This is a genomic window from Achromobacter sp. (genome assembly GCF_032102605.1).
Taxonomy (GTDB): Bacteria; Pseudomonadota; Gammaproteobacteria; order Burkholderiales; family Burkholderiaceae_B; genus Achromobacter.
This window is the reverse complement of sequence record NZ_DAMDGT010000001.1, coordinates 669,470-681,955: the sequence shown is the minus strand read 5'-3', so window position 1 is coordinate 681,955 and position 12,486 is coordinate 669,470. Positions and strand designations below refer to the sequence as shown.

Below are 12,486 nucleotides of genomic sequence, written 5' to 3'. Positions count from 1 at the left end.
CAGCCCTATTCTTCCGTGTAGAGACCGCGTTCCACCGCATAGACGGCGACCTGCACGCGGCTGGTCAGGTTCAGTTTTTTCAGCACGTTCTGCACGTGGATCTTGACGGTGCTTTCGCTTACGTCGAGTTCACGCGCGATGACCTTATTGCTGGCGCCGCGCGCCAGCCATTGCACGATCTGGGTCTCGCGCGCGGTCAGCCGGTGTCGTTCGGCACTGCCGGGCGGCGGCGGCGTATGGTTTGCCTGCCCGCGGAATTGCTCCACCAGCTTGGCCGTCATGCTGTCGGCGATCACGGCCTCGCCGCCCGCGGCGCGGCGTATGGCCGACACCAGGGCCTCGGCGTCGATGTTCTTGACCAGGTAGCCGCGGGCGCCGTCGCGCAGCGCCTGTCCCAGTTCGTCGGCTTCTTCGGAAACCGTCAGGATGATGACCGCGCAGTCCGGGAGGTCTTGTGTCAGCAGCTGCAACGTTTCCAGGCCGGACAGCCCGGGCAGGTTCAGGTCCAGCAGCACCACGTCGGGCCGCAGTTCCTTCGCGCGCTTCAGGCCTTCGACCCCATCGCCGGCCTCGGCCACTACCTCGAAGTCTGGCTGGCGCTGAAGCAGCAGTCGGACGCCCGAGCGGAACAGGGTATGGTCGTCGATGAGCAGGATACGGATGGTCATGATGGCAAGGATGTCAGGCGGCCTGGCGCTCTGCGCCGGGCAAGGTGAGGGCCACGCGCGTGCCGGCGCCAGGCTGCGAGTCGAGTTTTATCACGGCGCGCATGCGCGCGGCGCGTTCGCGCATGATGTGCAAGCCCACGTGGGATTCGCCGCGCTCGGCGATGTCGGCGGGATCATAGCCCTGGCCATCATCGGAAATCAGCAACGTGAAGTCGCGCCCATTGCCCACCGAGATCCTGACGTGGCTGGCCTCGGAGTGCTTGCGCACGTTGGACAGCGCCTCCTGCAGGATGAACAGTACCTGCAGTTGTTGCTCCGGCTGCAACGGCGCGCCTTCGCCCTGGTTGAATTCCAGTTCGGTATCGATACTGGTCTGCCGGCGGAAACGCGCCACGGTATCTTCGATGGCGGCCTGCAAGTCGCCCTGCGACAACTTGCTGCGGAAATTGGTCAGCAGCTCGCGCACGTCCTGGTAGCTTTCGTCCACGCCAGTACGCAGCAGCGGCATGATCTCGCTGATCTCGTCCTCGTCGCCGCGCTTGATCGCGGCGTCAAGCATCTGCAACTGCAGGTTCAGGAAGTTCAAGCCTTGGGCCAGGCTGTCGTGCAGCCCCTGCGCCACCAGCCCGCGTTCCTGTACCACCGCCAGTTGCCGCGCCTGCGCGCTCAGGCGCCGGTTATCCAGCGCCACGCCCAGATGCTGGCCCAAGGTCTCCAGCAACTGCGAATCCGACGCCATCAGGCGGCGCTGGTGCCGGAAATGCAGCGAGTACGAGCCCAGAACTTCGTCGCGGGTGACGATGCGGAATACAGCCACGCTGGCAAAGCCGTCGCGTTGGCAATTCAAGTCCAGCCCCGGCGGCGATTGCCGGAAGTCCTGGATGACGATGACCCCAGCCTGGCGCGTGGCGACGCCGCAATAGCAGTCGTCCACCTTCATGCAGTGCTCGGATTCGACAAGCTCGTCGGACAAGCCAACCGACACCACCAGGTTGAGCTTTTCATTGTTGGGATCCAGCGCGCGGATGCTGCCGGCGTCGGCATCGAACTGCAACATGACGCGACGCAGGAAGCCGTCGCACATCGCCTCGATTTCGTTGGGCTGGTTCAGGAAAGCCGCCATGTCGTACAGCGCGCCGATGTCGCGGTTCTGCGCGGCAAGCTGCGCGGTCTTGTGTTCCACCCGCTGCTCCAGGCTGGTGTACAGATCCTGCAGTTCGTCCGCCATGCGGTTATAGCCGCGCGCCAGCACGCCGAACTCGTCCTGGCTTTCCACGGGCAACCGGGTGCTGAATTCGCGGTCGGCCATGCGTTGCAACCCATCGCGCAACCGCAGCACTGGCGAAATTATCCATAGGTACAACAGGTAGATCATCGCCAGCGTGCCCGCGCTGGCGATGGCCGCCAGCACGCCCTGCGAAAGCCGCAGCGACGTGGTCTTGCCGGCGTTGTCCTGCTCGATCATGCGCACCAGCGTGTCCGCGCGGGACACGAATTCGGGCAGCGTTTCAAGGTAAGTGGCGGCATCCGGCTGCTTGATCGCGCGCAACGCCGCGGGCCTCATGATGTCGCGCCAATAGGCGGACACATCGTGCCACTGGGCACGGATGGCATCGTCGTTGGGAATGAAAAGCGGACGCGCGGGATTGCCCCGCGCCAGTCTTGCGATGGTCTCGTCCAGCACCATGATCTGCTCGGTGGTGCGGACTTCGCGGCCAGCCTGAGGCCGCATCAGTTCGACCGCCACGCGGTTGGCCCGCATGCGCAGGCTGCCGGTGTCATTGATGGCCGCGCCCGCCCCTTCCAGCTGCCACGACAGCCAGAGCGTCCAGCTCACCATGGACAGCACCACCACCAGCGCCAGCAGCGAGCTGGCCACGATGCGCGTGGACAGGCGGTGCCGGGGCGACGGCAGCGCGTTGGACTCGGCGGTGGATTGTGCGGACGTCATGACTTTCGTTGGGGTGCGGGCATATCGGGTGTCAGTGTAGTCGCTTCCCGCTGGCGCCCTGCCCGCGCGGCCGGCGTCCCGCCTTGCATACGATCAGGCCAGCCCCAGGGCGTTGCACAGGAACTCCGCGACCTTGGCGGGATCATTCAGCGGCAGGCAGGGCAAATCGATGTTCAGTGGCGCGTCGGTCACGACTGCCAGAAATCCGGGGTCTTCAGCGTGCAGCGGCGGTTTGCCCAAAGCGGGACGATAGACCTCGATGCGCGGGATGGCCGCCTGCTTGAAGCCTTCCACCAGGACAAGGTCGGCCGGAGACAGGCGCGCCAGTTGATCGTCGAGCGACGGCTCGGGCGCGTCGCGCAGTTCGTGAACGATGGCGTAACGGTACGGCGACGCAACCATGACCTCTTGGGCGCCCGCCAGCCGGAAGCGCGCGCTGTCCTTTCCGGGCGGTTCCATCTGGAAGTCGTGATGGCTGTGCTTGATGACATTGACGCGCAGGCCGCGCGCGCCCAGCAGCGGCAGCATGGCCTCGATCAGCGTGGTCTTGCCGCTGCCGGAGCGGCCGGCGATACCGAATACGGGGGTCATATGAGGGCGGGCTCCGTCAGCAGGGGGCATACGATGGGCAGGAAAGTGTCCGCCCGCGGGGAGTATGCCAGCAAAGCGCCCGCCACCAGGTCGAAATACCAGCCATGCAGCGTCAGGCTGCCTGCATCGACCGCCCGACGCACGAACGGGAGGTCTTCAAGATTGCGCAGCGAGATCAGGATCGAGGCCTGCTCGCAGGCCCGGCGACGCTCTTCCTTGGACGCGTCGGGCATCTGCCGCAACACGCGCTCGCGCGCCGGCTCGGCGATGTCCATCCAGCGGCCCAGGTAGTCGGTTTCGCCGTCGCGGCGAATGCCCCGCTCCATCAGGGCGCGGATGCCGCCGCATTGGGCATGGCCCAGCACGATGATGCGGCTGATCTGGAGCTGCTCGACGGCGAACTGGATCGCCGCCAGCACGCCCTGCAAGCCCCGGTCCTTGCTGGCCGGCGGCACCAGGTTGGCGACGTTGCGCACGGTGAAGATGTCGCCCGGATCGCAATCCAGCAACATGGCGGGGTCGACCCGGGAATCGCAGCAGCCGATCAGCAACGTGCTGGGATGCTGCCCTTCGGACAGGTTGCGGTACAGCGACGGCGCATCTTCGTAGTACTGCTGCTGGAATCGCTGGAATCCGCCCACTAGGCGTTCGATATCCCGCATGTCAGCCTCCCGTCTGCGCCATGAAGCGCACGATGCGTTCGGGCCGGGCGACGAAATCATGGCGTTCTGGCTTGGCGGCGATGCCCGCGTGGATCGCCCGGATGAGCTCGGCGTCGCTGGCGCCAGCGCGCGACAGGCGTCCAAGCGGCACCTGGTCTTCCTGGCCCAGGCAAAGATACAGTGTTCCGTCCACGCCCAGCCGAACGCGATTGCAGCTGGCGCAGAAATGGCGCGACATGGGCGTGATGACGCCCAGCACGGGCGCCCCGTGGCCGGCGGTCCAGTAGCGCGCCGGGCCGTTGCCCGACCCCGCCAGCGACGGCACCAGCCCGGCGTCGGCGGCCAGCCGCGCACCCATCGCGTTCAGGTCGGTGTGCGCGTACCCTCGGCCGCATTCGCCCATGGGCATGGGTTCGATCAGGCGCAGCACGAAGCCCTGGTCCACCGCGTAGGCAAGCAGCCGGCGGACTTCGGCCTCGGGCGTGGCGGCATGCACGACGCTGTTGAGCTTGATCGGCGAAAAGCCCGCCTGCCGGGCCGCCGCCAGCCCGGCCAGCACCGAGTCCAGGCAGTCACGGCCGGTAATCTGCGAGAACGCGGCGGCGTCCAGCGTGTCCAGGCTGATGTTCAGGCGGTTGACTCCCGCATCGCGCAGCCCCTGCGCATGCCGCGCAAGCTGCGTGGCATTGGTGGACACGGACAGGTCACGCAGGCCGGGCATGGCGGCAATGGTGGAAGCCAGCCCCGCCACGCCCCGGCGCAACAGCGGTTCTCCGCCCGTCAGCCTGACCTTGCCCACGCCCAGCCCGACGAACAATCCCACCAGCCGGGCCATTTCGTCATGGGACATCCAGTTGGCCGGAGTCTCGAACCCCTTGAAGTCCTTGGGCAGGCAGTAGCTGCACCGCAGGTCGCAACGGTCCGTGACGGAAACTCGCAGATAGTCGATGCGACGGCCGAAGCCGTCGGTGAGTGTGGCGGCGGCAGGCTCGTCCATCATGCGGCGCTCCCAGCGAAGACGCGTTCGGGCTCGCCATCGTCCAGGTCGATGCCGGAGATCTTGGCCCGCCCCACCAGCAGTTTGGTGTATTGGCGCCAGGCCGTATCGCGGCTCATGGATGTCAGGGCCATGGCGACTTGCTGGGCCACGTGCTCGTAAGGCAGCAGCCGGCCCTCGATGCGACGCGTGACGCGCACGATGTGCAGGCCATGCCGCGTCTCCAGCAATTGCGGCAAAAGCCCCCCGGCGGGCAGCGCGAACACCGCCCGCTCGAACTCCGGGACGGTGTCGCCGCGCCCGAGCTGCCCCAGGTTGCCGCCCACCGTGGCCGACGGGCAGTTCGACTGTTCGCGCGCGACTTCGGCAAACCGCGAGGGGTCGGCCATCAGTTCCGCGAGAACCACGTTGGCATGCGCCTTCAGCATGTCCAGGTTTACGCCCGGCGTAACCTGGAACAGGATGTGGTCGGCCTCTACCAGCTCGCCGACCATGAAGCGTTCGGGGTGCATCTGGTAGAAGCGGCGGCAGGCCTGCTCGTCGGCTTCGGGCGCGGGGGCCTGAGCGGCCAGCAAGGCGCCGATGGCGCTTTCCTCGTCCGATGCGTCCAGGCCCTGCCGGGCGGCTTCGTCCAGCAGCACGCGACGCAACACCAGCGCCGTGACGGCATGGCGCATGGGGTTGCTGGCCTCGGCATGCAGGGGCAGCTCACGTTCCAGATCCGCGTCGTTCAGCTCGACGCCGTTGACGATGACAGGCATGTTCGGCTCCTAAGACAAGGGATCAACGCGGACGGACGAGCTGCCAGGCGCGGCCGAGGTATCCCACGGACGCGAAGCCGCTCCATACGTGCACCAGGCGGGTGAACGGGAAGATCACGAAGAGCGTCAGGCCCATGAACAGGTGCGCCTTGAACAGCAGCGGCACGCCGGCGATGTAGCTGGCGGCGTCGCCCTGGAAGGTGACGATGTGCTGCGCCCAGGTCATCAGGTGCACCATCATCTCGCCATCCATGTGGCCGGCCGACAGCACGATCGTGGACAGGCCCAGCAGCAAGGTGACCAGGATCCACAGCAACAGAAGCTTGTCGCCCGGACGCGTGGCGTGACGGATGCGCGGGTCGCTCAGGCGGCGATGGATCAGGATCAGGAGGCCGATCAGGCACAGCCCGCCCATCACGCCGCCGGCCGCCATCGCGACCATCTGCTTCAGGGAGTGCGATACGCCCAGGGTGTCCCAGACGATGACGGGCGTAAGCAGCCCGACCAGATGCCCGAAGAACAGGCCCAGGATGCCCACGTGGAACAGGATGTTCCCCAGCCGCAGCTGGCCGCGGTGCAGCAGTTGCGAGCTGTCGGTCTTCCAGGTGTACTGCTCGCGCTCAAAGCGCGCCAGGCTTCCCAGCAGGAATATCGTCAGTGCGATGTAGGGATAGATGCCGAAGAGAAACTGATTCAGGGAATTCATGATGCGTCGTCCTGAGCATTAGTGAGTCGCGGGCGAACGGGGGTAAAAGCGCACGGTCTGCGCCCCGTCTCCGGAGAACGGGCGCAGCAGCGGCTCCACCCCGTCCGGACCCGAACCGAAGATCTCCATGGCCTCGTCCATGTCGCGCACCGGCGCCTCGGTCTGCACGCGCGGAATCACGCGCGACTGTGCGCGCAGCACCGCAAAGATGCAGGCGTAGGGGCTTTCGCCCTTGGCCAACCGCGCGCCGATGGCGGCGAGCACGTGGATGGCTTCGTCCAGTAGTTCCTGGGCGCTGTCCGGGTGGATGACTCCCAGGAACTCCAGGAACAGCGGCACGTGGTCCGGCAGTTCCGAGACTATCGGCTCGAAGCCGTGTTCGCGGTAGGTCTCCAGCAGGTCGACCATCGCCTGGCCGCGATCGCGGCTTTCGCCGTGCACGTGTTCGAACAGGTGCAGCGAATGCGAGCGGTTGCGGTCGAAGGTGGCTACGTAGTTTTCCTGCAGCGGGATCAGGTCGTTGGAGGCCAGGTAGCCAACCAGCGGCTGCAGGGTCTCCTCGGCGTCCGGGTAGGCCGCCAGGGCCTCCTCCAGTTCACCGAGGTAATCCAGCAGCTCGGGCTCGGGATAGCACAGCATGGCGGAAAGCAAACGGTACAGGCTCATGGTGTTCTCCTATCCTCAGGCCGAAACGGCCTTCTTGCGCGACTTGGGCATTTCGATGAAGATTTCGCTGCCTTGCGGCTTGCGGCCGAACAAGGTGCCTTCGGAAACCCCGCCGGAGCAGCCGTTTCCGAACGTGAAGCCACAACTGCCCTTTTCATTGAAGCTGTCTTCGACGACTTCCTTGTGGCTGCTGGGCACCACGAAGCGGTCTTCGTAGTTGGCGATGGCCATGATCCGATACATGTCCTGCACGGTTTCTTCCGACAGGCCGACCTGCTCCAGCAGGGCCGTGTCGCGTTCGCCGTGGACGGTCTCGGACCGCTTGTAGGCACGCATGGCCAGCATGCGTTCCAGGGCTTGCAGCACCGGCGCTTCCTTGCCGGCGGTCAGCAGGTTGGCCAGGTAGCGCACGGGAATGCGCAGGCTGGAGACGTCGGGGATCATGCCGCTCTTGCCCACCGTGCGTTGCGGCATCTTGCCGGATTCGGCGGCCGTCTGGATGGGCGACAGCGGCGGGATGTACCAGACCATCGGCAGCGTGCGGTATTCCGGGTGCAGCGGGAACGCGACCTTCCACTGGACGGCCATCTTGTAGACGGGCGAGTTGCGGGCGGCTTCGAGCCACGATTCCGGAATGCCCTGCTCGCGCGCCGCGGCGATCACCTCGGGCGAATGCGGGTCCAGGAACAGGCCAAGCTGTTCTTCGTACAGGTCCTGTTCGCTGGCGGTGGACGCGGCGTTTTCGATCTGGTCGGCGTCGTACAGCAGGACGCCCAGGTAGCGAATGCGGCCCACGCACGTTTCCGAGCACACGGTCGGCTGGCCGGCTTCGATGCGCGGATAGCAGAACGTGCACTTCTCGGCCTTGCCGCTGCTCCAGTTGTAGTAGATCTTCTTGTAGGGGCAACCCGAGATGCACATGCGCCAGCCGCGGCACTTGTCCTGATCGACCAGGACGATGCCGTCGTCTTCACGCTTGTAGATGGAGCCCGACGGGCAGCTGGCGACACAGGCCGGATTCAGGCAGTGTTCGCACAGGCGCGGCAGGTACATCATGAAGGTGTTCTCGAACGTCGAGTACATCTCTTTCTGGACGCCTTCGAACAGCGCGTCTCGGCTGCGGGCGCTGAACTCGCCGCCCAGGTCGTCTTCCCAGTTCGGACCCCAGTTGATCTTCTCCATCTTCTTGCCGGTCAACACCGACACGGGGCGTGCCGTCGGCGGTGTCTGCGACAGCGGCGCGTTCTGCAGGTGCTCGTAGTCGTATGTGAACGGCTCGTAGTAGTCGTCGATGGCGGGCAGGTTCGGGTTGGCGAACAGGTTGGCCAGGATGCGCAGCTTGCCGCCCTGGCGCGGTTCCAGCTTGCCGGCGGCCGTGCGGTTCCAACCGCCCTTCCACTTGTCCTGGTTCTCCCATTCCTTCGGATAACCGATGCCGGGCTTGGTTTCAACGTTGTTGAACCAGGCGTACTCGACACCGTCGCGGCTGGTCCAGACGTTCTTGCAGGTGACCGAGCAAGTGTGGCAGCCGATGCACTTGTCCAGGTTCAGCACCATGCCGATTTGGGCGCGTATCCTCATGATTGCTTCTCTTCTTGTTGCAGTTCTTCGACGAGCGGGCCTTCCAGCCAGTCCACCTTTTTCATCTTGCGCACCACCACGAATTCATCGCGGTTGGCGCCCACGGTGCCGTAGTAGTTGAAGCCGTAGGCCTGCTGGGCGTATCCCCCGATCATGTGCGTGGGCTTGAGCACCGTGCGCGTCACCGAGTTGTGGATGCCGCCGCGCTTGCCGCTGGTTTCGGCGCCCGGCACGTTCACGATCTTTTCCTGGGCGTGGTACATCAGGCACATGCCGACCGGCACGCGCTGGCTTACCACCACCCGGGCCGTCAGCGTGCCGTTCACGTTGAAGACCTCGACCCAGTCGTTGTCGACCAGCCCGGCCTGCTTGGCCTCCGCTTCGGAGACCCACACGTGGGGGCCGCCGCGGCTGAGCGTGAGCATGCGCAGGTTGTCCGAGTACGTGCTGTGGATGCCCCACTTCTGGTGCGGCGTGATCCAGTTCAGGACCAGTTCCTTTTCACCGTTGGGGTACTTGCCCAGCATGGGTGCGACCGTCTTGGTGTCGATGGCGGGCTTGTACACGCACGAACCTTCGCCGAAGTCCAGCATCCAGCGGTGGTCTTGATAGAACTGCTGGCGGCCGGTCAGGGTGCGCCATGGGATCAGTTCATGGACGTTGGTATAGCCGGCGTTGTAGCTGACCTCTTCGCTTTCCAGGCCGGACCAGGTAGGCGCCGAAATGATCTTGCGCGGCTGTGCCTGGATGTCGCGGAAGCGGATCTTGTCGTGCTCGCGGCCGACGGCCAGATGGGTATGGTCGCGTCCGGTGATCTTGCCCAGGGCTTCCCATGCCTTGACCGACACGTGGCCGTTGGTCTCGGGCGCGAAGGTCAGGATCATCTCGGCCGCGTCGATGGCGGTGTCCAGGCGCGGACGGCCCTGGCTGACACCGGATTCGGTCACGCTGTCGTTGATGCCCGCGAGTTCGTGGACTTCGTGTTCCGTGTTCCAGTTGATGCCCTTGCCGCCGTTGCCCAGCTTGTCCAGCAACGGCCCCACCGACGTGAACTTGCGGTAGATGTCGTTGTAGTCGCGCTCGACCACCGTCATGGACGGCGCGGTCTTGCCCGGGACGAGGTCGCATTCGCCCAGCTTCCAGTCCTTGGGTTCGAAGGCCTGGCCCAGTTCCCCCGGGGTGTCGTGCATCAGCGGGGTCAGCACCAGGTCGCGGCGCTTGCCCAGGTACGGGCCGCCGATGTCGGTGAACTTCTTGGCCAGCAGCTTGTAGATTTCCCAGTCGGTCTTGCTTTCCCAGAGCGGCTGCACGGCTTCGCTGAGCGGGTGGATGAAGGGGTGCATGTCGGACGTGTTGAGGTCGTCCTTTTCGTACCAGGTGGCGGTCGGCAGCACGATGTCGCCGTACAGGCACGTGGTGCTCATGCGGAAGTCCAGCACCGTCAGCAGGTCCAGCTTGCCTTCGGCCGCGTCTTCCTCGTATGTGACTTCAGACGGCTTGATCGCGGCGGCTTCGTCGCCGAACACCGCGTTCTGCGTGCCCAGCAGGTATTTCAGGAAGTACTCGTGGCCCTTGCCGCTGGAGCCCAAGATGTTCGAGCGCCACACAAACATGTTGCGCGGGAAGTTGGCCGGATCGTCGGGGTTTTCGCAGGACATGCGCAGTTCGCCGGACTTCATCTGTTCCACGGCGTGGGCGATGGGATCCTTGCCCAGGCTTTCGGCCTGCGCCACCACGTCCAGCGGATTCGTCCGCAGTTGCGGCGCGGACGGCAGCCAGCCCATGCGCTCGGCGCGGGCGTTCAGGTCAATCATGCTGAGCTCGCCATACTTGGCGCGATCGGCGGTGGGGCCAAGGACTTCCTGCACGTTCAGCTTTTCATGGCGCCACTGGCTGGTGTGCGCGTAGAAGAAGGACGTGCCGTTCATCTGGCGCGGCGGGCGGACCCAGTCGGAGGCAAACGCCAGCGGCGCCCAGCCGAACTGCGGGCGCAGCTTTTCCTGGCCCACGTAGTGCGCCCAGCCGCCACCGCTCTTGCCCACGCAGCCGCACATCATCAGCATGTTGATGATGCCGCGGTAGATCATGTCCATGTGGTACCAGTGGTTCAGGCCGGCGCCGACGATGACCATGGACTTGCCTTCGGTGTCGTGCGCGTTCTGGGCGAATTCTCGCGCCACCTGGATGACCTGCGCGCGCGGCACGCTGGTGTGCTTTTCCTGCCAGGCGGGCGTGTAGGGAACGTCGTCGTCGTACGAGGTGGCGACGTTGCCGCCGCCCAGGCCGCGGTCCAGGCCGTAGTTGGCCATCTGCAGGTCATACACCGTGGCGACCAGGGCCTCGGTGCCGTCCGCCAGGCGGATCCGGCGGGCCGGCACGTTGCGCACGAGCACTTCGTCGTGCTCGCTGCCGAAGTACGGGAAGCCCACGCCGACGACGTCATCCGACTGGCCCACCAGGGTCAGGGTCGGCGAGATCTCGCGGCCGGAGCCGCCGTCCTTCGATTCCAGGTTCCAACGGCCGACCTTTTCGCCGCCGTTGACCGCGCCTTCGCCCCAGCGAAAACCGATGCTGCCGTTGGGAGCGACCAGGTCGCCCGTGGTTTCGTCCAGGACCAGCGTCTTCCAGTCGGGGTTGTTCTGTTCGCCCAGCGCGTTGTCCAGCTGCGAGGCGCGCAGGAAGTGATCAGGGGCGTAGAAGCCGTCGCGCTCTTTGAGCTGCACCAGCATGGGCATGTCGGTGTAGCGGCGCACGTAGTCCTTGAAGTACGCCGACTTGCCCGACAGGTGGAATTCCTTGAGGATGACGTGGCCCATGGCCATGGCCAGGGCGGCGTCGGTGCCCTGCTTGGGGGCAAGCCAGATGTCGCCGAACTTGACCATTTCGCCGAAGTCGCTGGACACGGCCACCGTCTTGGTGCCCTTGTAGCGGACTTCGGTGTAGAAGTGCGCGTCGGGCGTGCGGGTCTGGGGCACGTTGGAGCCCCACACCATCAGGTAGGTGGAGTTGTACCAGTCGGCCGATTCCGGAACGTCGGTCTGTTCGCCCCAGATCTGGGGACTGGCGGGAGGAAGGTCGCAGTACCAGTCGTAGAAGCTGAGGCAGGCGCCGCCCAGCAGGCTGAGGTAACGCGCACCCGCGGCGTAGCTGACCATGGACATCGCGGGGATGGGCGAAAAGCCGATCACGCGGTCGGGGCCGTACTTCTTGATGGTGAGAGCGTTTGCCGCGGCGATGATTTCCGTGGCGGTGTCCCAGTCGGCGCGGACGAAGCCGCCCAGGCCGCGCACCGACTTGTAGCGCTTGGCGCGCTTGGGATCCTGGCTGATCCATTCCCAGGCCGCGATGGGGTCCATGGTCTTGCGAGCTTCGCGCCACATTTCGATCAGGCGGCCGCGAATCATCGGGTATTTCACGCGCTGCGCCGAATACACATACCAGCTGTACGAGGCGCCCCGCGGACAGCCGCGCGGCTCATGATTGGGCAGGTCGGGCCGGGTGCGCGGGTAATCGGTCTGCTGCGTTTCCCAGGTGATCAGGCCGTTCTTGACATACACCTTCCAGGAGCAGGAGCCGGTGCAGTTCACGCCGTGCGTGGAACGCACCACCTTGTCGTGCTGCCAGCGGGCGCGGTAGGCGTTTTCCCACTTGCGATCCTCGTTGACGGTTTCGCCGTGACCGTTCGCGAAGGTGGACTTCACCCGCGACATGAACTTCAACCGGTCCAGAAAATGACTCATTGTGTTTCTCCAAGAACGCCGGCCTGGCCGGCGCGTACTGCGATCAATGCTGTGAAACCACTTTAGGGCCAGGCTGCGTATCGGACTATTCGCCGGTGGCACAACCGGGGTTCGGCAGAGTGACTAGACACCTGGACTAACCGAACTGGTCGCGCCGCTCAGG

Annotated in this window: 10 protein-coding genes; all 10 read right to left on the bottom strand. The window is 65.3% G+C overall.

Annotation, left to right across the window (positions count from 1 at the left end):
• Positions 1-5: 5 nt before the first annotated feature.
• On the bottom strand, positions 6-668 hold the full coding sequence (locus RT614_RS03145) for a response regulator transcription factor (protein ID WP_313620208.1): 663 nt from the start codon (positions 666-668) through the stop codon (positions 6-8).
• A 13-nt stretch (positions 669-681) separates the two neighbouring features.
• On the bottom strand, positions 682-2,619 hold the full coding sequence (locus RT614_RS03140; RefSeq protein ID WP_313620207.1) for a type IV pili methyl-accepting chemotaxis transducer N-terminal domain-containing protein: 1,938 nt from the start codon (positions 2,617-2,619) through the stop codon (positions 682-684).
• A 93-nt stretch (positions 2,620-2,712) separates the two neighbouring features.
• The gene (gene mobB / locus RT614_RS03135; RefSeq protein WP_313620205.1) at positions 2,713-3,210 is read right to left on the bottom strand and encodes a molybdopterin-guanine dinucleotide biosynthesis protein B; all 498 of its coding nucleotides are present in this window, start codon (positions 3,208-3,210) and stop codon (positions 2,713-2,715) included.
• The gene (locus RT614_RS03130) at positions 3,207-3,872 is read right to left on the bottom strand and encodes a carbonic anhydrase (RefSeq protein ID WP_313620204.1); all 666 of its coding nucleotides are present in this window, start codon (positions 3,870-3,872) and stop codon (positions 3,207-3,209) included. Before RT614_RS03130 ends, mobB begins: the two co-directional genes overlap by 4 nt.
• A 1-nt stretch (position 3,873) precedes the next feature.
• The gene (gene moaA, locus RT614_RS03125; RefSeq protein ID WP_313620203.1) at positions 3,874-4,872 is read right to left on the bottom strand and encodes a GTP 3',8-cyclase MoaA; all 999 of its coding nucleotides are present in this window, start codon (positions 4,870-4,872) and stop codon (positions 3,874-3,876) included.
• A complete protein-coding gene (locus RT614_RS03120) occupies positions 4,869-5,630 on the bottom strand; it encodes a peptidylprolyl isomerase (RefSeq protein ID WP_313620201.1) in 762 nt (253 codons plus the stop codon). The genes moaA and RT614_RS03120 overlap by 4 nt, the downstream gene beginning before the upstream one ends.
• A gap of 22 nt (positions 5,631-5,652) precedes the next feature.
• Positions 5,653-6,336, bottom strand: coding sequence for a respiratory nitrate reductase subunit gamma (gene narI / locus RT614_RS03115; protein ID WP_313620200.1), 684 nt, complete (start codon positions 6,334-6,336; stop codon positions 5,653-5,655).
• Positions 6,337-6,354: 18 nt separating this feature from the next.
• Complete coding sequence (gene narJ, locus RT614_RS03110) at positions 6,355-7,002, bottom strand: nitrate reductase molybdenum cofactor assembly chaperone (protein WP_313620198.1); 648 nt, start codon at positions 7,000-7,002, stop codon at positions 6,355-6,357.
• A gap of 15 nt (positions 7,003-7,017) precedes the next feature.
• Positions 7,018-8,583: a nitrate reductase subunit beta gene (narH, locus tag RT614_RS03105; protein WP_313620196.1), complete on the bottom strand. Its 1,566-nt coding sequence runs from the start codon at positions 8,581-8,583 to the stop codon at positions 7,018-7,020.
• The gene (locus RT614_RS03100; protein ID WP_313620194.1) at positions 8,580-12,323 is read right to left on the bottom strand and encodes a nitrate reductase subunit alpha; all 3,744 of its coding nucleotides are present in this window, start codon (positions 12,321-12,323) and stop codon (positions 8,580-8,582) included. Before RT614_RS03100 ends, narH begins: the two co-directional genes overlap by 4 nt.
• Positions 12,324-12,486: the final 163 nt, after the last annotated feature.